Origin of the sequence: Mesorhizobium sp. WSM4884, assembly GCF_029625675.1 — a bacterium.
Classification (GTDB): Bacteria; Pseudomonadota; Alphaproteobacteria; order Rhizobiales; family Rhizobiaceae; genus Mesorhizobium.
The window spans coordinates 1-25592 of sequence record NZ_JARTVO010000033.1; the positions used below are offsets into that span (position 1 = coordinate 1).

The following is a 25592-nucleotide window of genomic DNA, read 5'->3' on the forward strand; positions in this document are numbered from 1 at the left end:
TTGCGACATCGTTGGCGTGAGCCACCACGAAAGCGAAGATTTCAGTCCATGCCAAAGCTATCTTAGCGCATATGCCCCTTGCGGGGAGATGCCTGGCAAGGCAGAGGGGGGCGCGAAGGATCGCCGACCTTTGGCGTGGTTCACATTTTTCCCCGAAATACGGCCTCGGTCGTGCATAGAACTGGCGGAGGGCTGGCGGGACAGCACCCCCCTCTGTCCTGCCGGACATCTCCCCCGCAAGGGGGGAGATTGGCGGCTTCGGCGCCGGCACGCTTATCCGTTGATTTCTAGCCCACCACCCGCAAGTTCGACAACTCGTTCGCGATCTCCTTGAAGTTGTCGGACAGCGTCGCTCCCGTCGCGTTCCAGAACAGCTTTGCCGGCTTGCTGGGATCGGCCGGATCCTTGCGGAAGCGCGAGTCGGACGAGCAGGTCTTCAGCGCGTCCATCGCCTTCTTGTCGCCGGCGTCGGCCGAGGACATGTCGAGCGCAACGGTCATCACCATGATGTTGGCCGCCTTGGCGTTGTCGCAGAGCTTGGCCATCTGCTCGTTAAGCGCGTTGGTGTAGTTGCCGGACGAATAGTTGAACTGGCCGATGGCGCTCGACGTGCCGCCGAACAGGCGGGTCACAGAAGTGCCGTTGTAGCCGACGCCGGTATAGCCGTAGGCGGCATAGGTCGACTTGTTTCCGGCCGGGTCGGAGCTCACCGTCGAATAGGTGTTCTCGCCGTCGGTCAGCACGATGACCACCTTATCGTTGCCGCGCTCGCTCTCCGGCCGTCCCTCGGTGAAGGGCGGGCTGCTGGAGACGGTGCGCCAGCCCCAGGCCATGCCTTCCGGAACATTGGTGTTGCCGTTTGGAACCATCAGGTCGATCGCCGCCTTGAGGGCGGCCAGCCCCTCCGCATTGGTGACGTCGGTGAGCGGCGTGATCGGCGTGGTGGTGCAGCTGTAGTTGGGGCCGGCGCCCTTGCTCAGCACCGGCGCATTCATCGGCCGAGGCTGGAAATACTTGGCCATGTTGGACTGCCGGGTCTTGCCGGTGGTGCTCGACGGGTCGTCGTTCCACCAGCTGTTGGCCGCGCCGTAGGTCACCGGCTTCGGCTCGTCCGGATCCTGGGTCACGTACCAGTGGTTGCCGGGCTCGTCCGGAGCGAACATCGGCACGAACATCGTCGCAGGGTCGCCGACGCCGACCCCCGTGTTGTTCGGCCCGCCGGAGGCCGGCGTGTCGTCGACATTGTAAGGATAGGGCCGCACCTCGACGCAACCTTGCCAACTGGCGAAGGGCCCGTAAGTGTCGGTGTAGTCGTATTCGTCGTGGCTGCGCTTGCAGGTATGGTTGTCGCGATATTCGTCGCAGACGACCCGTTTGCTGCCGGCTATGCGTTCATGGCTGGTGACCACCTTCATGTCGCGATAGAGCTCGAAGCGGGTCAGGATCTGGCCTTCCTCTGTGCCCCAGCCGGTGCCCTTCTTGTACCAGATGCCGTTGATCTTCTGGGCGTATTTGTCTGGCGCGCTGAGCGTCGACCAGTCGAAATTTTCGTTGGCGATCGGCGACAGGCCGTAAGTATCCATCCACGCGGCGTTGTCGTTCCGCGGTCCGACATTGACCGAGGCGGCGAAGGGCACGAGGCTGAACTGGACGGGCTTGTCGATCTGCTTGATCTGCGCCGCCTGCTGCGCCAGCGTGTCGACGAGCTGCTTGGCGGCCTGCTTGAGCAGGTCGATGCGCTTCTGCCCGGTGCCGGTGCCGGCCGTCGACATCGAGCCCGAATTGTCGAGCACCATCGCCACTTCCAGCGTGTTCTTCAGCCGCACGTGGGAACTCATGTCGAGCTTGACGGGCTTATTCGCATCGACTTCGTCCACGCCGACGAGCAGTGCCGCCACAGGGTGGAAATAGGGATGGTAGTTGAGAGTCGCGCTCATAGTCAGCAGACCGCCGCCGGCCTGGCTGGTGGGCAGCGTGATGTCGAGCGATACGTCCGCGGGGTCGATATTATTGAGGTTGGCGTTGAAGAAGTCGACCGCATAGGCCTTGATCTGGTCGTCGGTGGCGCCTTCCGCCAACCGCCTCGCGGCGGCAAAGTTCGCCGCGTCGAGCGCGTTCAGCACCATCTGCTTTTGGCGGTTGAGCTCCGTGTAATCGACGCCCATTGCCACGGCGCCCATCAGAGGCACCATGGCGATTGCCGTCATCAGGGCATAATTGCCGCGCCGGTCGCGGCAAAATCGACGCCAGAATTCGCGCATCTCGGGTAAGCGGCGCCTCATTCTGAATCAGCCGACGATGCGCAGGTTCGACAATTCGCTGCCAATCGCCTTGAAATCGTCCGACAGCGTGGCGCCGGTCGAGTTCCAGAACAGTTTCGCTGGCTTCCTCGGGTCGGTCGGATCTTTGCGAAAGCGCGAGTCGGACGAGCAGGTCTTCAGCGCGGCCATCTGCGCTGCCTCCGCCGTGTTGCTCGAATCGAGGTCGAGCGCGATGGTCATGACAATGACGCCGGCTGTCTTCGCGTTGTTGCAGAGCGTGGCGAAATGCTCGCTCATGGCCTTGGTGTAGTTGGCGTTGGAATAGTCCGTTTTGCTGACACTGCTGCTGGTGCCAAGGAACGGGCGACCATAGGTGTAGGGGCTGTTTAACGGCTTGCTCTGAGTGCCGCCGTAAGCAAGATACCCCAGCGCCGAATAGATAGCCTTGTTGCCGGCGAGGTCATTGCCACCGCTCCTGTAGTTGGTGCCCGAATACGTCTGGGCACTCACCGAATCGGGCGTATAGTAGGTGTTGGCGCCGTCGGTCAGCACGATCAGCACCTTGTCGTTGCCCTTATTGGTCTCGGGCCGGCCCTCGGTAAACGGTGCACCGCTGGAAAGCGTCCGCCAGCCCCAGGCCATGCCTTCCGGCACGTTGGTGGCGCCGACGTCAACCATGGCGTCGATCGCCGTCTTCACCGCCGTCGCGCCGGCCGTAGTCGAAACATCGGTCAGCGGCGTAATCGCGGTCGTGCTGCAGCTTGTATTTGGCCCCTGATTCATGCCGTAGGCCGGCGTCACCTTGGTACCGACGCCGGCATTGAAATATTTCGGCATATACTTCTGACGTGCCGTGTTGCTGGTGCTTGTCGTTATGTCGGCGTGCCAGTTGTTGTTGGCCGGATAACCGTAGCTATCGACATTGTCGGTCTCGTCCGGCGCGAACATCGGTACGAACAGCGTCGCCGGCGTCGAGGTCGAGGCCGGCGTGTCCTCTATGTTGTAAGGATAGGGACGGGATTCGACACAGCCGCCCCAGCTCGCTACGGGCCCATAAACGATGTTGGACGTGCAGACGCCATTCTTGTCTTTGGTGCACGATGAAATGCGCTTCATCCACTTATAGATCGAAAAGCGCGTCAGCACCTGGTTCAGCTGCGACGGGTCCCACGATGAGCCTTTCGCGTAATAGTTGTTGCCGGATTTCACTGCATACTGGTTTGGGGAGTTGGTCGAGGTGAGCGTCGACCAATCGAGGTTCTCCTGGTCGAGGGGCGAAAGGCCTGTCGTGTCCATCCAGACCGCCGAGGCATTCGCGGGGCCGACATTGACGGAGGCAGCGAACGGGACGAGGCTGAATTCGACCGGCTTGGTGACCTGCTTCATCAGTTGCGCCTGGCCGGCGAGCTGGTCGACAAGCTGCTTAGCCGCGCCTTTCAGCAAATCGAAGCGCACCTGGTTCGAGCCGTGGCCGAGCTCGGCCATCGATCCGGAATTGTCGAGCACCAGCGCCACTTCCAGCGTGTTCTTCAGCTTGACCTCTGATTTCGCCGAGAAGTTGATGGTTGTGTCGCCGGCCTTCCCGCCGAGCAGGGCGGCGGCGACCGGCAGGAAATAGGGCTGGTATTTCATGGTGGCCTGCATGACCAGCGTGCCGCTGCCGGTATTGTCCTTGGGCAACGTGACCGTCAACGTCGTGTTGGACGGCAGCACGTGGCGGAGATTGGCCTCGAAGAACTGCTTGGCGTAAGTCACGGCATCGGCGTCGCTGGCTCCGGCGACGATCTGCTGCGCCGTGGCAAGACCGGCCGCGTCCAGCGCGTTCAGCGTCTCCTGCCTCTCTCGGATCAGCTCCGTGTAGTCGATGGCAAGCGCCACGCCGCCCATCAGCGGTATCATCGTGATGACCGTCATCAGGGCATAGTTGCCCCGCTTGTCGCGTAGAAATCTGCGGATCATTGCGCTCAGCCCCCGCCAAGGACCCATGTTGAAATACGACCAAGGTCCCAGTTGACCTACTACCATGGTCACAAATCGTTAAATTTCAGCTTGCGAAACAATCAAGAACGCACGGCGTTTTTTGCGTCGCATTAACCCTGTGCTTTCGAACGGCGATATCGTGGCTCGCCGCGCCGGCGATGGGGAAAGCTGGTGACAGGATGAAGCGCTTCGGTTATGCGGGACCGGCCGTGGCGGCCTCTGAGCCAAAGGATGGCTTTCGCGGCTTTGCCCGAGATTAGGGATCAGGACAACGCATGGCGGATTCGCCCGACATCATCGCTTCGCTTGCCGACTTGGCGGGAAACTACGCGGCCATCCTGTGCGACGTATGGGGCGTGGTGCATAATGGCGAATGGCACTTTCCCGTCGCCGCGGAGGCGCTGGCCCGGGCGCGCGCGGCAAAGGTCCCGGTGGTGCTGATCACCAACTCGCCGCGCCGCAGCGCCGACGTCATCGCGCAGATGAATGCGATCGGCGTTCCGGGCGATGCCTATGACCGTGTCGTCACGTCCGGCGACGTGACCCGCGACCTGATCGCCGAGGGGCCGAGGAAGATCTTCCACATCGGTCCGGAGCGCGATTTCACCCTCTATGACGGCCTGGACGTCGAGCTCGTCGAGGAGTTCGAGGCTTCCGGCATCGTCTGCACCGGGCTCTATGACGACGAGGTGGAGAAGCCGGCCGATTATGCCGAGCTGCTGCAGCGGCTGCGTGCCCGCGACCTGCCGTTCATCTGCGCCAATCCCGATATACTGGTGGAGCGCGGCGAGCGCACCATCTGGTGCGCCGGCGCGCTCGCCCGCGACTACGCGCAGCTCGGCGGCCGCACGCTGATCGCCGGCAAGCCTTTCGCGCCGATCTACAACGTCGCCATGAAGGAAGTCGCCGGCCTGCTCGGCCACGCCGTCGAGCGTACGGCGGTGCTCGCCATCGGCGACGGCATGATGACCGACGTCAAGGGCGCCGCCGACAACGGCTTCGACGTGCTCTATGTCTCGGGTGGCATTCATGCCCGCGACTATGGCGACCCGCTGCGGCCCGATCCCGAAAGGCTGGCAGGCTTCCTCGCGACGCACGGCTATCGGCCGGTCGCCGTCATTCCGCGGCTGCAATAGGCGGGAAGCCGGGCCATGACGGGTGCCCCCACATCACGCAGGTTGACATGACGCAAGCTTTCGAACGCATTTCGGCGGTCGCGCCGTTGCCTGCCCATCTGCGCGGCGGCGTCGTGGCGATCGGCAATTTCGACGGCGTCCACCGCGGTCACCTTTCGGTGCTGGAGCGGGCTCTGGCCGAAGCCAACCGCCGCGGCGTGCCGGCTCTTGTGCTCACTTTCGAGCCGCACCCGCGCAAGGTGTTCAGGCCGGACGCGCCGCTTTTCGTACTGACGCCGCCGCCGATGAAGGCGCGGCTCCTGGCTAAGCTCGGCTTCGCCGCCTTGGTCGAGCAACCGTTCACGCACGACTTCGCGGCGCTCTCGGCCGAGGCGTTCGTGACCGACGTGCTGCAGAACAAGCTCGGCATCTCCCATGCGGTCACCGGCTTCGACTTCCATTTCGGCAAGGACCGCCAGGGCGGTCCGGCCTTCCTGATGGCGGCCGGCGAGCGCCACGGCTTCGGCGTCACGTTGGTCGACGCGTTCCGCGACGAGGGCGCCGAGGTGGTCTCGTCGAGCCGCATCCGCGCCCTGCTTTGCGAAGGCAAGGTGGAGGAGGCCGCCGGCCTGCTCGGCTATCGCTTCACCGTCGAGAGCGAGGTGATCGGCGGCCAGCAGCTCGGCCGCACGCTCGGCTTTCCGACCGCCAATATGAGGCTGTCGCCGGAAGCCATGTTGAAGGAAGGCATTTACGCCGTCCGCTTCCGCCGCGCCGACGGCACGCTTCACGACGGCGTCGCCAGCTTCGGCCGCCGCCCGACCGTCGACGACAATGGCGCACCGCTGCTCGAGACCTATGTCTTCGATTTCTCCGACGACCTCTACGGCGAAACCTGCGAGGTATCCTTCTTCAGCTTCCTACGCCCTGAATTGAAGTTCGATGGGCTCGATGCGCTGGTGGCGCAGATGAAGCGGGACGAGGCCGAGGCAAGGGCGCTGCTCGCCGGCGTCAGGCCACTATCGGAGCTGGACGCGGCGATCTGTTTTTGACCTCTGGAGCGCATCGAACGCAAAGCGGCTCGTTAACGCGGCAGCGCCCTGACCAGCAGATTGCTAACCTTGGAGATTGGCGAAAACGCCCGTCGCATCGTCATCCTGGGGCGGAGCAAGGAGCGAAGCGACGCGGCGCGGACCCCAGGATCCATGCCCTGACTTCAAAACTTTGCTTCGGTGCAGAATTCTGCTCCGCAGCATTCGTTGGCTGAGGTTACGGCATGGATCCCAGGGTCTTCGCGACGGAGCTTCGCTCCTGCTTCGCCCTGGGATGACGACGTTGGAAGGCCTCGGCTAAGCCAGGGCCTTACCTCTTCAACGCCAGCCCGATGGCAATGAAACTCCAGCCCTGGAAGACCAGGTCGATGGCTAGGAACATGCCGAGCACCCACAGGCTGTTGACCGGCCAGCCCATGGCGATGATCAGGCCAAGCAGAATGGTTATGACGGCGGCCGCGAGCAGCCATCCCCAACCTTGCTCCGTCCGGTGATGGTAGGCGACCCAAGCCCTCAGCGCTCCCGAGGCGACGAGAGCGACGGCGAGCAACAGCGTCAGCACCGCCGAGGCGAGCAGCGGATTGTCGAAGGCGAAGAAGCCGGCGATGGCATAGAGCAGGCCGCTCGCCAGCCAGTAGAAGAAGCGCCCCCAGGTCTTGACGCCAAAGGCATGGACGATCTCGATGGCGCCGGCCATCAGCATCAGCCAGCCGACGACATAGACCGAAGCGACGGTGGCGATGAAGAGATTGCCGAAGGCGATGCCTCCGAAAATCAACAGCAGCACGCCGAGGGCCACGAACCATCCCCATTTGTCGCGCGTCCGGCCGATCGCGTCTCCCAGGGTATTGCCTTGCAAGCTCATGGCTTCGTCTCCCTCCAGAGTTCGCCGCGCATCCTGCGGATGCAAGGAAGGTAGTCTGAATGGCCTTGCCCGTCCAGCGAGCGCCAATGCGGCCGCCTGCCGAAAACGGCTCCGGGGTCGCCGCCTCTGTTACGGATATTAAGTCAAATTTTACCGAACTCGCGCCATGGCTTCTGCGCTGCCGGGTGTTGCTGCCGGCCCGTTTCGCGTAAGGGGTGACGATGCGTATTGTCGGGACGATTCCGCTGGTTCTCGCCTCTGGCCTGATTGCAGTCTCCGCAGCCCAGGCGGGCGAGGGGAGCTGGATTTCTGGAGACTGGTACCTGACGCTCGGCGCCACCGGCCTAGTCGCCCCGAATTTCGAGGGCGGCAAGAAATATATGCTGAGCGCCCAGCCGATCATCTCGCTCGGCAAGGCCGGCCCCGAGGCGCGCTTCACCTCGCGCAACGACAACATCTCGCTGGCGCTGATCGACGACGGCAGCGTGCGCGCCGGCGTCACCGGCAAGTTCCTCTTCGCGCGCGACAGCAAGGATGAGCTCAAGGGTCTCGATCCGGTGCGCTGGGGCGGCGAAGCGGGCGGCTTCTTCGAATTCTATCCCTTCGAATGGATGCGCGCCCGGGCGGAGCTGAGGCACGGCATCCGCGCCCATGACGGCTTCGTCGCCGACATCGCGGCGGACGCCTTCTACGACGTCACGCCCACCGTCCGCATCTCCGGCGGCCCGCGCGTGTCCTTCGCTTCGTCCGGCTATTTCGACGCCTATTACGGCGTCAATGCCAAGGAAGCAGCGGCGTCGGGCCTCAGCGAATACCATCCGGGCGGCGGGCTGAAGTCGACCGGTCTCGGCGGCGCGATCACCTGGAAGGTGACCGAGCCGATGACGGCGAGCGTCTTCACCGAATATTCGCGCCTGATGGGGCCGGCGGCCGATTCCAGCCTGGTCAAGGAGCGCGGCGACCGCAACCAGTGGACCGTCGGCGTGTCGACGACCTACCGCTTCAATTTCTCGATGTGAGGGCAAGAAACCAGCGCTCTGCCTTGAAATCCGCGCTTTATTCCTGCCGCGCCATCCGCTAAAAGCCCACCCATGACGAGCTTTTCGCGCCTTTTCGCGATCACAATACGAATTACGGGCCCGGTGTTCCGGGCGGCCTGAGCGCCGTCGGAGCCGCCGGGAATTTTTGTGCGCGGCTCTCGCGCTTTTTCCAGAAAATGATAGTTCGACGCCCGAGCTCTTTTGCCAACGGGCAATGCACATGGCAGACCAATGACCGACACTCCAGTGACCGATACTGCTGAAACGATCGACTATTCCAGCACGCTTTACCTGCCGCGGACGGATTTCCCGATGCGCGCGGGACTGCCCGAGAAAGAACCGGTGCTGGTCAAGCGCTGGCAGGACATGGACCTTTATAGGAAGCTGCGCGAGGAAGCCGCCGGCCGCGAGAAATTCGTGCTGCATGACGGCCCGCCCTACGCAAACGGCAACATCCATATCGGCCATGCGCTGAACAAGATCCTCAAGGACGTCATCAACCGCTCCTTCCAGATGCGCGGCTACGACGCCAATTACGTGCCGGGCTGGGACTGCCACGGCCTGCCGATCGAATGGAAGATCGAGGAGCAGTATCGCGCCAAGGGCAAGAACAAGGACGAGGTGCCGGTCAACGAATTCCGCAGGGAATGCCGCGACTTCGCCCAGCATTGGATCAAGGTGCAGGGCGACGAGTTCCAGCGGCTCGGCGTCGTCGGCGATTTCCACAATCCCTACACCACCATGGCCTATCACGCCGAGGCGCGCATCGCCGGCGAACTGTTGAAGTTCGCCATGTCCGGCCAGCTCTATCGCGGTTCGAAGCCGGTGATGTGGAGCGTGGTCGAGCGTACCGCGCTGGCCGAGGCCGAGGTCGAGTACCAGGATTATGAGAGCGACACGATCTGGGCAAAATTCCCGGTCGCCAGCCTCGCCCAGCCGGTCGCCGGCGCCGATACGACACCGGCATTGAGCGAGACCGCACTCGATCTCGTCGAAGCGCATGTCGTCATCTGGACGACGACGCCCTGGACCATCCCCGGCAACCGCGCCGTCAGCTATTCGCCGCGCGTCGGCTATGGTCTCTACGAGGTCACGGCGGCGGAAAATGCCTTCGGCCCGCAGCCCGGCGAGAAGCTGATCTTCGCCGACGCGCTCGCCGAGGAAAGCGCCGCCAAGGCCAAGGTCACCTTGAACCGGCTTCACAGCGTCTCAAGCGAACAGCTTGCAAGCCTTACGCTTTCGCATCCTTTCAAGGGTCTCGGCGGCGGCTACGAATTCCCGGTGCCGATGGTCGCCGGCGAGCATGTCACCGACGACGCCGGCACCGGCTTCGTGCACACCGCGCCCAGCCACGGCCGTGAGGACTTCGATGCCTGGATGGACGCGGTGGCCGAGCTGCTCAAGCGTGGCGTCGACACCACGATCCCGTTCCCGGTCGACGATGCCGGCTTCTTCACCAAGGACGCGCCCGGCTTCGGCCCGGACCGCGAGGGCGGCGCCGCGCGCGTCATCGACGACAGCGGCAAGAAGGGCAACGCCAACCAGGCGGTCATCGACGAGCTGATCAAGCGCAACGCGCTCTTCGCGCGCGGCCGGCTCAAGCACAGCTATCCGCATTCCTGGCGCTCGAAGAAGCCGGTCATCTTCCGCAACACGCCGCAATGGTTCGTCTATATGGACAAGGACCTCGGCGACGGCACCACGCTGCGCAGCCGCGCGCTGAAGGCGATCGACGACACCCGCTTTGTGCCGGCAGCAGGCCAGAACCGCATCCGCGCCATGATCGAGGAGCGCCCCGACTGGGTGCTGTCGCGCCAGCGCGCCTGGGGCGTGCCGATCGCCGTCTTCGCTGACGAGGACGGCAATGTGCTGAAGGACGAGGCCGTCAACCGCCGCATCATGGACGCCTTCGAGAAGGAGGGGGCGGACGCCTGGTTCGCGCCCGGCGCCAAGGAACGCTTCCTCGGCAATCATGACGCATCGAAATGGCACCAGGTCAGGGACATCCTCGATGTCTGGTTCGATTCCGGCTCGACGCATGTCTTCACGCTGGAGGATCGTCCGGATCTCAAATGGCCGGCCGACGTCTATCTCGAAGGTTCCGACCAGCATCGCGGCTGGTTCCATTCCTCGTTGCTCGAAAGCTGCGGCACCAGGGGCAGGGCGCCCTACGACACGGTCATCACCCATGGCTTCACCATGGACGAGGAAGGCCGCAAGATGTCGAAGTCGCTCGGCAACACCGTCGTGCCGCAGGACGTGATCAAACAGTCCGGCGCCGATATCCTCAGGCTCTGGGTGGTGACGACCGACTATTGGGAAGATCAGCGGCTCGGCAAGAACGTGCTGCAGACCAATATCGACGCCTACCGCAAGCTCCGCAACACAATCCGCTGGATGCTGGGCACGCTGGCCCATGACGATGGCGAGGACGTGCCGTTGGAGACCATGCCGGAGCTGGAGCGGCTGATGCTGCACCGGCTGTCCGAGCTCGACGAGGTGGTGCGCCAGGGCTACGACGCTTTCGAGTTCAAGCGTATCACCCGCGTGCTGCTGGACTTCATGGTGGTGGAGCTCTCGGCCTTCTACTTCGACATCCGCAAGGACGCGCTCTATTGCGACGCCCCATCCAGCCTGCGCCGCAAGGCCGCCGTGCAGGTCGTGCGCCACCTCTTCGAATGCCTGGTGAAGTGGCTGGCGCCGATGCTGCCCTTCACCATGGAGGAGGCTTGGCTCGACCGTCATCCGGAAGCCGTCTCGGTGCATCTCGACCAGTTCCCGAGGATCCCGGAAAACTGGCGCAACGAGGCGCTGGCCGAGAAATGGCGCAAGGTCCGGCAGGTGCGCCGCGTCGTCACCGGCGCGCTCGAGATAGCGCGCGCGGAAAAACTGATCGGTTCCTCGCTCGAGGCCGTGCCGGTGGTCACCATCGACGACGCCGCCCTGGAAGCCGCGATCGCCGATGTCGACATGGCCGAAATGGCGATCACCAGCGACCTCGTCATCCGGCACGGCACGGCGCCTGGGGGCGCCTTCACTCTCGACGATGTCAAAGGCGTCGCCGTGGTCGTGGAAAAGGCCGAGGATCGCGGTCTCGTCAAATGTGCGCGCTCGTGGCGCTACACCGCCGATGTCGGGCAGGACCCGGAGTTCCCGGACGTCTCGGCCCGCGACGCGGCGGTGCTGCATGAGCTGAAGGCGCTTGGGCGGCTCTAGGTGCATGTCGCCCAAAAGTGTGCGGCGGTTTTGGGACAACGACATGCACCCATCAAACAAGTGCAAAAGTGCCACGCCGGGCGGCCCATATCCGCCCGCGCGTTGCCCTTGATAAGAGGTTGAGGTAAACACGCGACACTTCGGCAGACAAATTGTCGCCGGATTTCCATCGCAAATGCGGGGAAGAAGGGGACCGCGCCCCTGTGGCCGGTGGCGACCGAAAGGCTTTAGAGTGGGACTTTTTGGCATGACCGAAAGAACGTTTGCGCGCGCCGCGCTGCTGGCGCCGCTTGTGGCATCGGCCTTCGCCATGTCCGGCTGCGTCAGTTCGCCCACCTACGGAACCGATAAGACTGCTGCCGCCCAGCTTTTCGACGACGTTTCCGGCGCCGCCTCGATCACGCCGAAGCACCGCGATCCGATCGACTACAAGCCGCGTCCCGACTTGGTGAAGCCTGCGCCGGGACAGAAGGAAAACCTGCCGCCGCCGCAGGAAAGCATCCAGACCGCGAGCGCCGAGTGGCCCGAATCGCCCGAAGCGCGCCGCGCCCGTATCCGCGCCGACGCCACCGCCCACCAGAATGATCCGAACTATCAGCCGGAAGCCGTCGAGGACGTGCAGACAGATCCGGTGGCGGTGAAGAAAGCGATGGCCGATTCGGCGTCGAGCCATCCGCCGCGCTGGTCGCCGGACGATTCCAGCGCGACCCGCACCGCCGAGATCCAGCGCCGCCTTGCCGAGCAGAAGCAGGGCAATCCCAATGTCCGCAAATATCTGAGCGAGCCGCCGCTCGCCTATCGTCAGGCCGCCGACACCGCGCCGCAGAACGAGCTCGGCGAGGACGAGTACAAGAAGGAGCGCCGGCTCAAGGCGCAGGCGGAAGGCAAGAAGAGCGGCGGCTGGTTCGACTGGCTGGGTCTGTGAGTGGTAGTGAATGGTGAATAGTGAATAGTGAATAGAGCTATTCACAAACTGCCAACCTACTACTCACTACTTGCACCATTCACCATTCACCACCATTCCGTTTCTCGCGAAAGAACTCCTTCAGGATGAGAGCGGCTTGGCTTTCGCCCAGCCCCGGGTAGATGTCCGGCGTGTGGTGGCAGGTGGGTGAAGCGAAGAAGCGCACGCCGTTGACCACCGCGCCGCCTTTCTCGTCTGCGGCGCCGAAATAAAGTCGCCGCAACCGTGCGAACGAGATGGCGCCGGCGCACATGGTGCAGGGCTCCAGCGTTACATAGAGGTCGTGGCCGGTAAGCCGCTCGCTGGCGAGCTTTTGGCAGGCTTCGCGGATCGCCAGCATCTCGGCATGGGCGGTCGGGTCGGCGAGCTCGCGCGTGCGGTTGCCGGCCTTCGCCACTACAGTGCTGCCATTGGCAATCACCGCGCCGACCGGCACTTCGCCGCGGCTTGCGGCCGCCTCGGCCTCCTGGAGCGCCAAAGCCATGAAATCCGGCCGCCTCACGCGGTTTCCATTCCGATTACTCCTCGCCACCCGATGGTGATCCTGTTATCTAGCGCGAGACCCTGAAAACCGGAATCGGTTTTTGCCGCGCTGACACATGCGCAAAAATCAAGACGACACTGCCTGCGTTGGGCGTCCGAAAGGGCGGGCGGCATCGTAGCAGCTTTAAGAAGAGCCAAGGTAATGGACGACAACGACAAGAAATTTCCGCGCAAGCGTGCGGGCAAAGGCGGATCGGGGCCGGCAGGCCCGCGCGGCCGCGGCGGAGCCGCGGGCAACAATGGCAAGCCATCCTTCGGCGGCAAGAAGCCGTTCGCCAAGCGTGACCGGTCGATGGCCGCGGATGGCGAGCGCCCGGCGCGCGATCTCAAGCGCAGCTACAAGCCGCGCGAAGTTGGCGAGGGCGCGGAACGCGGCGACCGGCCGTTTCGCAAAGGCCCGCCGCGCGAGGGCAAGCCTTTCGAGAAGCGTGAAGATCGCAAGCCATACGCGCCGCGCGGCGACCGCCCCATGGCCGCCGAAGGCGAGCGCCGAGATTTCAAGCGCAGTTACAAGCCGCGTGACGTGGGCGAGGGTGGAGAGCGTGGCGAAAGACCGTTCCGCAAAGGCCCGCCGCGCGAGGGCCAGCCATTCGAGAAACGCGAGGGCCGCGGGCCCTACACGCCGCGCGGCGACCGGCCGACGGCCGCCGAAGGCGAGCGCGGCGAACGGCGCTTCGACGGCCCCAAGCGCGATTTCAGCGACCGCTCCAAGCGAGATTTCGCCGATCGCCCGCCGCGCGGCGCCGCGGGAAAGCCCGAGGGCGGCTTCAAGCCGCGCCCGCGGCTTTCGCAAGCAGTGCCGGAAGCCGGCGAGCGCATCGCCAAGCGGTTGGCGCGCGCCGGCATTGCTTCGCGCCGTGACGCCGAGGAACTGATCGCCGCCGGCCGCGTCAAGGTCAACGGCAAGGTGCTGTCGTCGCCGGCCTTCAACGTCATGGCCGACGACGTCATCCATCTCGACGGCACGGAAATCCCGCCGATCGAGCGCACGCGGCTGTTCCTGTTCCACAAGCCGGCTGGCGTGGTGACAACAAACCGCGATCCGGAAGGGCGCAAGACCGTCTTCGACGTGCTGCCCGCCGACCTGCCGCGGCTGATGACCGTCGGCCGTCTCGACATCAACACCGAAGGGTTGCTGCTGCTCACCAATGACGGCGGGCTGTCGCGGGTGCTCGAATTGCCGGCCACCGGCTGGCTGCGGCGCTATCGCGCGCGCGTCCACGGCAAGGTCGAGGAGAGTGCGCTGGCCGCCTTGCGCGAGGGCATTGCCGTCGACGGCGTCTTCTACGGTTCGGTCGAAGCCTCGCTCGATCGCGAGCAGGGCTCCAACGCCTGGCTGACGATCGGTCTGCGCGAGGGCAAGAACCGCGAGGTGAAGAACATTCTGGGCGCGCTTGGCCTGGACGTGACGCGGCTCATCCGCATCTCCTACGGGCCGTTCCAGCTGAACGAGCTGCCCGAAGGCCACGTGCTGGAGATCAAGGGCCGCACGCTGCGCGAGCAGCTCGGCGAACGGCTGGTCGAGGAGTCCGGCGCCAACTTCGAGGCGGAAATCCAAAAGCCTTTCTCCAACAAGCCGGTGCGGCGCAGCGAGTCGCGCCGTGACGAGGGCGAGCGGCCGAAATTCTCGCGCGACGGCGACCGCCGGCCGATAGGCGAGGGCGGGCTGATCAAGGCCCGCAAGCGCCGCGAAGGCAGCCGCGACGAGGCGCTGAGCAAGCTTTCGACGAAGCCGGAGAGGGTTTTCGGCGAGCGCGGTCCCAAGTTCGACAAATCCGAACGCGGCTTCGGCAAGTCCGGCCGTGACTTCGGCGGCAAGAAAGGCGAGCCGCGCCCGATCGCGCCGCCCGGTCAGCGCAAGGCCAATGTCTGGATGGCGCCGGGCGCGCGCCCCATAGGCAAGGGAAGGGCGGAGGCCGACGCCGCGAAGGCTGCCGAGGCCAAGGCGCGCAAGGCATCGTTCAAACCCGGCGGCAAGGGCAAGCCGTTCGGCAAACCGAAGGGCGATCGCCCCGAAGGGGAAGGCGGCGACAGGCCGCGCGGTCCGAAGGCTCCGAGGGGTGGCAATGCGGATCGTCGGCGGTGAGTTGCGCGGGCGTCCGCTGGCGACGCCGCGTTCGAACGCCATCCGCCCGACCACCGACCGAACCCGCGAGGCGGTGTTCAACGTGCTGACGCATCGCCATGCCGAAAAGCTGGAGGGCGGCCGTGTGCTCGACCTCTTCGCCGGCACCGGCGCGCTCGGCCTGGAGGCGCTGTCGCGCGGCGCCTCCTATTGCGTCTTCATCGAGGAATCGGCGGAAGGGCGCGGGCTGATCCGCGAGAATGTCGAGGCCTTCGGTCTCACCGGCCGGACGAAGATCTTCCGCCGCGACGCCACCCATCTCGGCGAAGCCGGCACGCTCTCGCCCTTTGGCCTGGTCTTCGCCGATCCGCCCTACGGCAAGGGCCTCGGCGAGCGCGCGCTGCGCTCCGCCAAGGCCGGCGGCTGGCTCCTGCCCGGCGCGCTCTGCGTCGTCGAGGAGGCGGCCTCCGCGCTCTTCGAGCCGGGCGCGGGCTTTTCCGTGGTGGACGAGCGCGGCTATGGCGATACGGTGATCCGCTTCATCGAAGTTGCGTAAACGCCGCCTCGAAAATGACGAACAAATCACTTTGCCTCGCTTGACGAGCTTTTCTATCGTCGCGCGATCGGGACCGGAGCATTTGATGACATTCACGACCAGAGGGCTGCGCGCAGCATTTCTTGCCGGCACGCTGGCACTCGCGGGACAGGCGCCAGCGCGCGCCGCGGTCGACGCGGAGGTCAAGGACTTCCTGCTCGACAACGGTATGGAAGTGGTGGTCATTCCCGACCATCGCGCCCCGATCGTCACCCATATGGTGTGGTACAAGATCGGCAGCGCCGACGAGCCGCCCGGCAAGTCCGGCATCGCGCATTTCTTCGAGCATCTGATGTTCAAGGCGACCGCCAATCACGCCGCCGGCGAGTTCGACCGCGCGGTGGCCGACATCGGCGGCTCGAACAACGCCTTCACCTCCTACGACTACACCGCCTTCCATGAGACGGTGCCGCCCTCTGCGCTCGAGCAGATGATGGGATTCGAGGCCGATCGCATGCGCAACCTCGTCCTCACCGACGACGTTATCAAGACCGAGCGCGACGTGATCCTGGAGGAGCGCCGTTCGCGCATCGACAGCAATCCGCAAGCGGTGCTCGACGAGGAGGTCGACGCGACGCTCTGGCAGAACCAGCCCTACCGCATTCCGGTGATCGGCTGGATGCAGGAGATGGAAAAGCTGAATCGCGAGGATGCCAAGGCTTTTTACGACACCTTCTACCGGCCGAACAACGCCGTGGTGATTGTCGTCGGCGATGTCGATCCGGACGCGGTGAAGGCGATGGCCGAAAGGACTTACGGAAAGGTGGCGCGCGGGCCGGATCTGCGGCCGCGCATACGCCCGGTCGAGCCGGAGCAGAACACACGGCGCACTGTCACCCTCGCCGACGCGCGCGTCTCGGTGCCGAGTTTTTCCACGCAATGGGTGGTGCCGTCCTATCATACCGCCAAGCCCGGCGAGGCGGAGGCGCTCGACCTTCTGGCCGAGATCCTGGGTGGCGACAACCGCAGTCGGCTATACCAGCAGCTGGTGGTCAAGCAGGGCATCGCCTCCGAGGCCGGCGCCTTCTTCCAGGGCACCATGCTCGACGCCACCAACTTCACCGTCTATGGTTCGCCGCGCGGCGACGCCAAGCTTTCCGAAGTCGAAGCCGCCGTCGACGCCGAGATCGCCCGCATCGCCAAGGACGGCGTGACCGACGACGAGCTGGAGCGCGCCAAGACACGCTATGTCCGCTCCATGATTTTCACTCGCGACAAGCAGGACGACATGGCCAATATGTACGGCTCGACGCTCGCCACCGGTGGTAACGTGAAGGATGTCCAGGAATGGCCCGACCGCATTCGCAAGGTGACGGCCGCAGAGGTCAAGGCAGCGGCAGCCCGCTACCTCGTGCTCGACCGCTCGACGACCGGCTATCTCCTGCCGCAGCAACAGGCGGGGAATTGATGATGGGTGTGGAGCAAGCCAGCAACTTTCCTTCTCCCCTTGTGGGAGAAGGTGGCCTCGCGAAGCGAGGTCGGATGAGGGGTGTTCCAGCTTGGCAAGGACAGCGATCCTTCCAACACCCCTCAACCGTCTCGGCGCTGCGCGCCGATCCACCTTCTCCCACAAGGGGAGAAGGGAAGGTGGCGCGCATCTTCGCCACCCTCTGCTTCGCTCTCTTTTTCCTGCTGCTGCCGGCGCTTGCCGCCCGCGCGGAGATGAACATCCAGGAGGTGAAGTCGAAAAAGGGGATCGCCGCCTGGCTGGTGGAAGACCATTCGATCCCGCTGGTTGCCATCCGCTTCGTCTTTGACGGCGGCACCGCGCAGGACCCCTCCGGCAAGGAAGGGCTGGTCAACTTGATGACCGGCCTGTTCGACGAGGGCGCCGGCGATCTCGACAGCGAGGCCTTCCAGTCGAAGCTCGACGACGCCGGCGCCGAGATGAGTTTTCAGGCGGCGCGCGACGGCACCTATGGCTCGATGCGCATGCTGTCCGAACAGAAGGACGAGGCCTTCGGCCTGCTGAAGCTGGCGGTGAACAGCCCGCGCTTCGACCAGGCGCCGATCGAGCGCATCCGCGCCCAGGTGCTCTCAGGCATCGTCGCTAATGAGCGCGATCCGAACACGATCGCCCAGCAGCGCTGGCTGCGCGCGATCTATGGCGAACATCCCTATGCGCGGCCGGATCAGGGCACCAAGGCGAGCCTGGCCACCATCACGGCCGCGGATATCAAGGCGTTCCACAGGGCTAATTTCGCGCGCGGCGGCCTGCATGTGGCGGTGGTGGGCGACATCGACGCCGCCACGCTGAGCGCCAAGCTGGACGAGGTGTTCGGCGACCTGCCGGACAAGCAGACGCTGGCCCGGGTGAGCGACGTGGCACCGAAGCTCGGCCAGCAGCTCGAAGTGAATTACGACCTGCCGCAGACCTCCCTGCAGCTTGCCTGGCCTGGCGTGAAACGGAGCGATCCCGATTTCTACGCCGCCGTGCTGATGAACGAGATTCTCGGCGGCTCGACATTCACGTCGCGGCTTTACGAGGAGGTGCGAGAGAAGCGCGGTCTTGCCTACGGCGTCAGCTCCGATCTCGTCGATCACGAGCATTCCAACGCGCTGCTGGTCACGACGGCGACGCGCTCCGATCGCGCCGCCGAGACGCTCTCGATCGTGCGCCAGGTGGTGAAGGAGATGGCGGAGAAGGGGCCGACGGAGGAAGAGCTCGCGGCGACCAAGAAATACATGATCGGCGCCTACGCCATCAACAATCTGGACTCCTCCACCTCCATCGCCGCGACGCTGGTCGAGCTGCAGCTCGACAATCTCGGCATCGACTACATCAAGCACCGTGCCGCGTTGATCGGCGCGGTGACGCTTGCGGACGTCAAGGCCGAGGCGAGGAAGCTCCTGTCGGCCGATCCAGCGGTGATGGTGATCGGTCCGCCGCTCGTGCAGGTGGCGGGGAGCGGCAAGGGATGAGCCCAACCTTCGCGGTTGCCTTCGGCGGCGGCGGCGCGCGGGGACTGGCGCATATCCATGCCATCGAGGCGCTGGACGAGCTCGGCATCAGGCCGGTGGCGATCGCCGGCTCCTCCATAGGCGCCATCATGGGCGCCGGCATGGCTGCCGGCATGCGAGGTGCGGAGATCCACTTCTATGCCCGCTCGATCCTCGGCAGCCGCGCCGAGGTGGCTGCGCGCATGTGGCGCTCGCGGCCGGGCACGATCGCCGAAGCCATGCAGGGAGGCATCCGCGTCGGCCAGTTCAATGTCGAGCGCATCCTGAAAGCCTTTTTGCCCGACGCCATCCCGGCGACTTTCGAAGAGCTGAAAATCCCGCTCAAGGTGACGGCGACCGATTATTTCGGCCACAAGCTCGCGGTCTTCGCGGAGGGCGACCTGCAATCGGCGCTGGCGGCGTCGGCCGCCATTCCGGCGGTGTTCCGCCCGGTGACGCGCGACGGCCGCGTGCTGATCGACGGCGGCATCTACAACCCCGTGCCCTTCGACCTCGTCGAGAAGGATGCCGACATCATCATCGCCATCGACGTGGTGGGAGCGCCGAGCGATGTCGAGCGCAAGCACCCGACAACGGTCGACCTGATGTATGGCGCGACGCAATTGATGATGCAGTCGATCATCGCCAACAAGCTGAGGCAGCACCCGCCGGACATCCTCATCCGTCCGGCCGTCTCGAAATATCGCGTGCTCGACTTCCTGAAGATCGAGACGCTGCTGGCCGACACCGCCGAGATCAAGGACGAGCTGAAGCGCGCCGTCGAGAAGGCGGTTGCGGAGCACGGCGGCTAGCACAATTCCAGGAAAGCATGAAACGGTCGGGCTCGGCGACTTCGCCGTAGCCTTCCGTCCGAAACTGCGTGAAATAGAGCGGTTCGGCTTTTCGGTGAAACGGTGACCGCTCTGGCGTGGCAAGAAGGCGGTGTGAAGGCGCTCGGCGCCCGATCACGCGTTGGCCGGCGCATATTCCAGCGCCACCACGCCGTTGCTGAATGGCGCGGCCGAGACCAGCTCCAGCGCAAGCGGCTTGTCGGACGGGAACAGCGCCTTGCCCTGGCCGACGGCGCCCGGATAGGCGAGCAGCCGGAGGCGGTCGACGAGGCCGTGGCCGAGCAGCTGCCTTGCGATGCTGAGACTGCCATGCATATAGATGTTGCCGCCGCTGCCTTGCTTCAGCCTGGCGACCGCTTCGGGCAGGGGGCCTTCGAGCAGTTCCGCCGGCTGCCATTCGAGCGTCTTCAGGCTGGTCGAGGCGACATATTTCGGCAGTGCGTTGAAGCGATCGGCGAAGTCGCCGGTTTCGGAGGGCCATGAGCCGGCAAAGATCTCGTAGGTCGTGCGGCCGAGAAGCATGGCGCCGCTGTCGGCAAGCTCGTCCTCCTTGAACGCTTGCATCTCGTCGTTCCAGGTCACGCCCGGCAGTTTCTCGACCTCGGCGATGCCGTCGACGCTGATGAACTCGGTGACGATGAGTTTTCTCATGGTGCTCTCCATTGGTCATGGTCGCACCATAGGACGCGCAGGCCGGCGTGTTTCCGACAAACAAGAAGCCCGCCGTCGGGCGGGCTTCCGCATTTGGCTGGAGGGCCTTTGCTTAGTTGAACTTATACTTGGCGCCGAGGCGCACCGTCTGGATCCGAGGAGTATCCTCGAGGAAGCCGCCGGAACCGAAATCTTCCTTCTCGTACTGGGAATAGCGGTATTCGAGGCCGACCGTCATGTTGTTGGAAACGGCCGTTTCCAGACCGCCGCCGACCGAGAAGCCGCTGGAGCCCCAATCATAGATGTCGGCGCTGGCGCCGCCTCCGGAGGCATGCAGCTTGAAGTGCTGCCAGCTGTAGCCGCCGATGACATAGGCCAAGGTCGATTCGTTGACCTTGGCGCCGACACGCGCCAGCGCATCGAAGCCATAATCGGCATCGCCCTTGATCGAGACCCCGGCAATGTCGAGCTTGGAGCGGATGCCCGAATACCGGGCGTCGAACTGCAGGCCCGCCACCCAGGCACCGAAGTCCTGGTCGTAGCCGACGCTTGCCTCGCCAAACACGCCTTCGCCGCCGATGCCGTCCAATTCCGCGGCTCCCGCCAGCGACAGGTCGTGCACCTGGGCGCCCGCGCCGAGCGCGCCGCCGGCATAGAAGCCCGTCCAGTTGTAGCTCGGAGCGGCAAACGAAGCGCCGCCGCCATTCTGGGCGCCGAAGCGATAGTTGGCGCCGATATGGAAGGTGTGCGTGGACGGCTCGATGTTCAGCGCGGCGCCGCCGCCCAGATCGAGCACCGACTTGTCGCCATAATCGGCATAGCGGTACTCGGTCTTCAGCGTCCAATTGCCGCTCAGCACGGTTTCCATGCCGACGCCGAGCACATAGCCGCCGCGGTTCTGGGTGAAGTCGAATCCGCCGCCGCCGAGGTCGCCGTCGAGCTTGAAATGCTGCCAGCTGTAACCGCCGAGCACATAGCCGAGCGTGTTCGGGTTGAGCAGATAGCCGGCACGCAGGCCGACATCGAAGCCGTAGACGTTCTGGAGATCGGCGTTGGCAAAGCCCGATGCGCTGAGCGATGGCCCGATATTGCCGTAGGTCGCATCGATGAAGCCGCCGAGCAGGACGCGCTCGCTGACCATATAGTCGTAGCCGGCGGTCAGCTCGCCGAACACGCCATTGCCGCCGATGCCGTTGAAGCTCAGGCCCGGGACGCTGAGCTGGTGCACGGTGGCGCCGGTGCCGACGCCGAAGCCGACATAGAGGCCGCTCCAGTTGAAGCCCGGCGCCGCCTGCTCCTGCACGACATCGGCCGCCTGAGCGGCGGACATCAAAGCGACCGCCGAAACGGCAGACAAAAAGATAGATTTCGCTGAAAAGCGCGTAAGCATAGCCCAAACCCCGTTTAAAAACCCGACGCGGTTCTAGCAGGAGTTGTCTAAATGAGTGGTGGCAGGAATGCCACACCAATAGGCAAACTGCCGTAACGACAGGCATTTTCCGACGATGCACCCAGAAATGGTCAGGCCGGCTGTGGATAGCCGCATCGGCTGGCCCTGCCTCTCGGTTGTAGCTGGACCAGCCGCATAGTCTCACGGCTTGGGCGTATGCCCTCGTCCCGAAAGGACCGAGCTGCAGCGTTTCCGCGCGCCAAGGATCATGTCGGAGTTTGCGAGCCGGCCCCGCCGGTTACGCTGCGTTTAGCTCCGCCATGTAACAATCCGGGCTCCGGAGGGGGCGATGCTGGACAATTACGAGGTGGACCGGTTTGGCGTGATCCACCAGATCGACTTCACGCCGATAAAGTACGACAAAAAGTATATCTTCTATTACGAGGACCTGAGCGACCGCACCATCAAGCTCGGCTATCAGCGGCTTGGCTGGGTGCTGGGAATGACCGGCGAGATTCCGCGCTCCGTGCTGGAGATCGGATACGGCACCGGCACCTTCATCGAAGCCGCCAGGATAACCGGCGTCGCCGACTGCGCCGGCTACGACATCGCCGAGTTTCCGCTGCCCGCGGGCGTTCGCTTCGTCGATTGGGAGGAGGCGCTCGCCGGCTCCTGGGATCTCGTCGCCATGTTCGACGTGCTCGAGCACATCCCGGATCTCGGTTTCCTCGGCCGTCTCAAGACCCGCCACCTGGCCGTCGCCGTCCCTTATTGCCGCTGGCGCGAGCTCGGCGCCGACGGCGACGCCTGGTTCCAAACCTGGCGCATGCGCCTCCCCAACGAGCACCTGCACCACTTCGACCGCGACTCGCTGGTGGCGCTGCTCGCGCACAACGGCTTCGACTGCGTGACGCTGAACTCGTTCGAGGACGGGATTAGGCTGCGGCCAGGGGAGGCGGGGCCAAATATTTTGTCTGGGTTTTTTAGGAAGGTGTAGGGCACTTTCGAGTCGTGCTTGCCGAGGAGGTCCTGCAGGGCTCCTCATGCGCGGCGATCTTCACTCCGCGAACTGACCGCCGCAGCGGGCGAGGAAACGTTGGTGCAAAGGGGCGAAGGATCGTTTGGGGATGGCGGCGCAGCGTCGGCTGGGTGGAGGCGTTATTCAAGCAGAAGGCGGGGTAGTGTGGAACTCGAAGTATATGTGCGGTTCGCCCCCTTCTCTAAGGTAGCCAGCAGCCCGAATCGGCTAATGTCAAGGCATGGTCAACACGTGCCCGATCTGTGGACTTGTAGCGAACCTTGGTCGCTCTGGCGATTCCAAGCAGATCGATTGTCCTCGCTGCGGCCACTATAATGTTACCGGCACAGCCATTGGAATGGTAAAGGCTCGTGTAACAGATCGCAGAGTTCTCGCCCGATTGAGCCATGCTGTCAGGCGTCGTGCAGTTGGCGACAACTGGCCATCCATTTCGAGCTATAACTTGGATGAACTGGCGGCTGAACCACTTCCGAGGCCGGAGCAACAGATATTGCTGCTCCTTCGATGGATTGCTGATCAAGCAGGTGACGATAGGTTTTACGCAGTCGAGGTGATCGACGAACATGTTGCTGGTATCATCGGCTCCGTCGACGGCGACGGCGCCAGCATGATTGTGCAAGAAGCAGACGATGCCGGGCTAGTTGGATATACACCTGACAACTACTATCACCTAACCGTACGCGGTTGGGCCCAAGTTGAATCCGTCAAGGAAGAGGAACGACAATTGACGATGGCTCGCGGGCGCATTTTTATAGGTCACGGCCGCTCGCATGTTTGGCGCGACCTGAAGGACTTTCTGAGCGACCGGCTGCACCTTGAATGGGACGAGTTCAACCGTGAATCAGCAGCAGGTGTTAGCACCACCGAGCGCCTCGAAAATATGCTCGACAACGCCACCTTCGCATTCCTAGTGATGACTGCTGAGGACCAGACGGCAGACGGCACGCTGAATCCCCGGATGAATGTCGTGCACGAAGCTGGCCTGTTTCAAGGTCGACTGGGATTTAAAAGAGCCATCATCCTATTAGAGGAAGGATGTCAGGACTTCTCCAACGTTACCGGTCTTGGCCAGATACGATTTCCACCCGGCAACGTTGATGCGAAGCGGGACGAGATACGTCAGGTTCTCGAACGGGAAGGTATTGTCAAACTCTGACTTTCGGGGGCTCAGGATGAAATTGTGGGACCATTGCGTGTGTCCATCTCTCTTCCGATATTCCTGGCAGAAGATCACGCGGCGCCACATCGAAATTCAAACGGCCATGCTCAAAGGCGAAATTGGAAGCGCGTAGCCCTGCCCAAAATAACGCCATGTTCTTGTCAGCCGTGCAAAGCATTACGTGCTGGTCGGGAAAGAGAGCAAATATATACATAAGAAGCTCCAGCGACCGAAGGTCAGCCAGAGCGTTATACGTTTCTGCCTCGGTGTATCGCCCGTCGAATTTGAGCAGACGCTTAGCGGGACTCTTTCCGTCTTGCATTGCAACAGTGCTTAGCGCTGCGATCACAACTAGCGACGTTCTGGGAACGCCGCAAGCGTCAGCAGTGGCAAGCACACCATCCCACTGGATATCCGCGTGCCTGCGGCCGATCGGAGACTTGAGTTTCGGATTAAGCCGCATGAGGAAGTCATGCTTGCGTGCCATGCCGGGCTGGGTATCCTGAATTAGGCCTAAGACGCCCTTGAGACCTTGGGGGTCTGCTGCAACTAGGATCGCCTTCGGTAACGCTGATCGGAGCTTGGATACTGCTTCGCTGAGATGCCGCTCTACCATCTCAGGTCTAGGATTTTGTCTTGCGTCGCCCTCGAGAACGAAGAGCAAAGGATTGATGCGAATGGCGCTATCGGCAAACAGATCGATAAAGTCGTTCTCTGCCTTGGATTTTGGAAGTCCGTTTTTTAATCGTGCGTTGAGTTCGGCCACCACGCAGCGGTCCGGGAGCACGACGGAATTGTCTTCGAGGGCCATCGCTGAAGGCAGCCATCCTCCTCTGACAAGGCCAATGGATTTAGATTTAAAGCGGCTTTCTAACTTGGTATTGAAACGGCCGATTTGCCCCAGCTCTAGCCCTTCGATGTTGCTGGCAATGACTTTGCCTTGTCCGCAGAGTGGAATATGCAGTGGTTCGTGAAGAATTGCATCTCGTAATTCTGCGTAGCCTAAAGGATCAAACGAGACCTCTGAAAACGTGATTTCTCCCCCGGGGGAGCCGCCCTCTTGGACCGACTCCACTACTCTAAGCATCTGCTTCCCTTGAGGATCATTGTTGCAACGCGTCATGTTCAGCACCCGCCGGCAATCTTTGCGAGATCGAGCCCTTTCTCGGAGAATCGCTTTACCAACTGTTCGCGGTATGCGACGCTGCAGCGAGATAACTCTTCATTCAAGTCGATCTCCGTGATGGAAAAGTCGCTCGGTATGGAAAAGAACAATTCATGCCTAATTAGGCAGGAGATGAGATAGTCGTAGCCAACAGATGTATCCTCATGGTATTCAATGGAATTTAAGTCAAAATGCCGCTTTATAAGGGGATCTACATTTTTGTAGAGAAATTCAAGTGAGAGGCGTCGCAGATCGACGCTTTCCGAAGGCGAACAAAAGTGCTGGATCGCGTTTCGTGCTCGACGAAGTTTTTCGAAGTTGTCGACATCGGGCAGGCGCTCGCCAGTCGAAACCCAAAGTAGCTTAGGCATATGTTCGAAATTGTAGGTCTTTCCCTTTTCAATTATATGCTCAAGCTTCAAGTCATGGTTCAGTGGATCGTCCAGTTGGAACAGGTCTCGAAATATTAGAAGCGGGTGTTCCTTGGCGACAATGGCTTTCAGAAAAAGTTCCCCTGCCATAGCCGCATTCAAAACCGACATGTCGGCCCAATGGTCCATCCCCGGATTGTAATAAACCGCATGTTGATTCGCTTGAGTCAAAGCGCCGATTGCCACATCCAGAATGCGAGCTGGTATCTCCCTCAAACCCGCGTGCATGGGGTCGTTCACTCCATATCGAAACGAAAAATCTCGGCTGCA

The 25592-nt window shown here is 63.1% G+C and carries 20 protein-coding genes; 12 read left to right on the plus strand and 8 right to left on the minus strand.

Features of this window, described 5'->3' with window-relative positions; translation table 11 throughout:
• Positions 1-287 precede the first annotated feature (287 nt).
• Positions 288-2261: a pilus assembly protein gene (locus P9236_RS29310; RefSeq protein WP_278078087.1), complete on the minus strand. Its 1974-nt coding sequence runs from the start codon at positions 2259-2261 to the stop codon at positions 288-290.
• 27 nt (positions 2262-2288) lie between these two features.
• Positions 2289-4220 carry a TadE/TadG family type IV pilus assembly protein gene (locus tag P9236_RS29315; protein WP_278078057.1) on the minus strand — a complete coding sequence of 644 codons (1932 nt, stop codon included), beginning with the start codon at positions 4218-4220 and terminating at the stop codon, positions 2289-2291.
• Positions 4221-4516: 296 nt separating this feature from the next.
• Here P9236_RS29315 and P9236_RS29320 point away from each other — a divergent pair, with 296 nt between their 5' ends.
• Both P9236_RS29320 and P9236_RS29325 read left to right on the plus strand, forming a co-directional pair.
• The gene (locus P9236_RS29320; RefSeq protein WP_278078058.1) at positions 4517-5377 is read left to right on the plus strand and encodes a TIGR01459 family HAD-type hydrolase; all 861 of its coding nucleotides are present in this window, start codon (positions 4517-4519) and stop codon (positions 5375-5377) included.
• Between the two features lie 47 nt (positions 5378-5424).
• Positions 5425-6408: a bifunctional riboflavin kinase/FAD synthetase gene (locus P9236_RS29325; RefSeq protein ID WP_278078059.1), complete on the plus strand. Its 984-nt coding sequence runs from the start codon at positions 5425-5427 to the stop codon at positions 6406-6408.
• A gap of 310 nt (positions 6409-6718) precedes the next feature.
• On the opposite strand, the gene P9236_RS29330 is transcribed toward P9236_RS29325, so the two are convergent.
• Positions 6719-7273, minus strand: a complete 555-nt coding sequence (locus P9236_RS29330; RefSeq protein WP_278078060.1) for an HdeD family acid-resistance protein — start codon at positions 7271-7273, stop codon at positions 6719-6721.
• Between the two features lie 221 nt (positions 7274-7494).
• On the opposite strand from P9236_RS29330, the gene P9236_RS29335 reads away from it, so the two are divergent.
• The 3 genes from P9236_RS29335 (at position 7495) to P9236_RS29345 (ending at position 12454) form a co-directional block, all read left to right on the plus strand.
• Positions 7495-8292 carry a MipA/OmpV family protein gene (locus P9236_RS29335; protein ID WP_278078061.1) on the plus strand — a complete coding sequence of 266 codons (798 nt, stop codon included), beginning with the start codon at positions 7495-7497 and terminating at the stop codon, positions 8290-8292.
• A gap of 252 nt (positions 8293-8544) precedes the next feature.
• A complete protein-coding gene (gene ileS, locus P9236_RS29340; protein ID WP_278078062.1) occupies positions 8545-11529 on the plus strand; it encodes an isoleucine--tRNA ligase in 2985 nt (994 codons plus the stop codon).
• Between the two features lie 247 nt (positions 11530-11776).
• The gene (locus P9236_RS29345) at positions 11777-12454 is read left to right on the plus strand and encodes a hypothetical protein (RefSeq protein WP_278078063.1); all 678 of its coding nucleotides are present in this window, start codon (positions 11777-11779) and stop codon (positions 12452-12454) included.
• A gap of 79 nt (positions 12455-12533) precedes the next feature.
• On the opposite strand, the gene P9236_RS29350 is transcribed toward P9236_RS29345, so the two are convergent.
• The gene (locus P9236_RS29350) at positions 12534-12995 is read right to left on the minus strand and encodes a nucleoside deaminase (protein ID WP_278078064.1); all 462 of its coding nucleotides are present in this window, start codon (positions 12993-12995) and stop codon (positions 12534-12536) included.
• Positions 12996-13178: 183 nt separating this feature from the next.
• Between P9236_RS29350 and P9236_RS29355 the strand changes: the two genes are divergently transcribed.
• From P9236_RS29355 to P9236_RS29375, 5 genes are all read left to right on the plus strand, one after another.
• The gene (locus tag P9236_RS29355) at positions 13179-15122 is read left to right on the plus strand and encodes a pseudouridine synthase (RefSeq protein WP_278078065.1); all 1944 of its coding nucleotides are present in this window, start codon (positions 13179-13181) and stop codon (positions 15120-15122) included.
• Entirely contained in the window at positions 15103-15657 is a 555-nt protein-coding gene (rsmD, locus tag P9236_RS29360) for a 16S rRNA (guanine(966)-N(2))-methyltransferase RsmD (RefSeq protein ID WP_278078066.1), read from the plus strand. The genes P9236_RS29355 and rsmD overlap by 20 nt, the downstream gene beginning before the upstream one ends.
• 85 nt (positions 15658-15742) lie before the next feature.
• Positions 15743-17104, plus strand: a complete 1362-nt coding sequence (locus tag P9236_RS29365) for a pitrilysin family protein (protein ID WP_278078067.1) — start codon at positions 15743-15745, stop codon at positions 17102-17104.
• A 179-nt stretch (positions 17105-17283) separates the two neighbouring features.
• Positions 17284-18618, plus strand: coding sequence for a pitrilysin family protein (locus tag P9236_RS29370; RefSeq protein WP_347405214.1), 1335 nt, complete (start codon positions 17284-17286; stop codon positions 18616-18618).
• Complete coding sequence (locus P9236_RS29375; protein WP_278078069.1) at positions 18615-19448, plus strand: patatin-like phospholipase family protein; 834 nt, start codon at positions 18615-18617, stop codon at positions 19446-19448. The genes P9236_RS29370 and P9236_RS29375 overlap by 4 nt, the downstream gene beginning before the upstream one ends.
• 153 nt (positions 19449-19601) lie before the next feature.
• On the opposite strand, the gene P9236_RS29380 is transcribed toward P9236_RS29375, so the two are convergent.
• Entirely contained in the window at positions 19602-20138 is a 537-nt protein-coding gene (locus P9236_RS29380; protein WP_278078070.1) for a dihydrofolate reductase family protein, read from the minus strand.
• Positions 20139-20250: 112 nt separating this feature from the next.
• Entirely contained in the window at positions 20251-21528 is a 1278-nt protein-coding gene (locus P9236_RS29385; protein WP_278078071.1) for an outer membrane beta-barrel protein, read from the minus strand.
• A 349-nt stretch (positions 21529-21877) separates the two neighbouring features.
• On the opposite strand from P9236_RS29385, the gene P9236_RS29390 reads away from it, so the two are divergent.
• Positions 21878-22525 (plus strand): class I SAM-dependent methyltransferase, encoded by a 648-nt coding sequence (locus P9236_RS29390; RefSeq protein WP_278078072.1) that lies wholly within the window; start codon positions 21878-21880, stop codon positions 22523-22525.
• A gap of 484 nt (positions 22526-23009) precedes the next feature.
• The gene (locus P9236_RS29395) at positions 23010-23723 is read left to right on the plus strand and encodes a TIR domain-containing protein (RefSeq protein WP_278078073.1); all 714 of its coding nucleotides are present in this window, start codon (positions 23010-23012) and stop codon (positions 23721-23723) included.
• Here the strand turns inward: P9236_RS29395 and P9236_RS29400 are convergent.
• Both P9236_RS29400 and P9236_RS29405 read right to left on the minus strand, forming a co-directional pair.
• Positions 23713-24849 (minus strand): hypothetical protein, encoded by a 1137-nt coding sequence (locus tag P9236_RS29400; protein WP_278078074.1) that lies wholly within the window; start codon positions 24847-24849, stop codon positions 23713-23715. The two genes, P9236_RS29395 and P9236_RS29400, sit on opposite strands and share 11 nt — an antisense overlap.
• A gap of 2 nt (positions 24850-24851) precedes the next feature.
• Positions 24852-25562: a hypothetical protein gene (locus tag P9236_RS29405; RefSeq protein ID WP_278078075.1), complete on the minus strand. Its 711-nt coding sequence runs from the start codon at positions 25560-25562 to the stop codon at positions 24852-24854.
• Positions 25563-25592 lie beyond the last annotated feature (30 nt).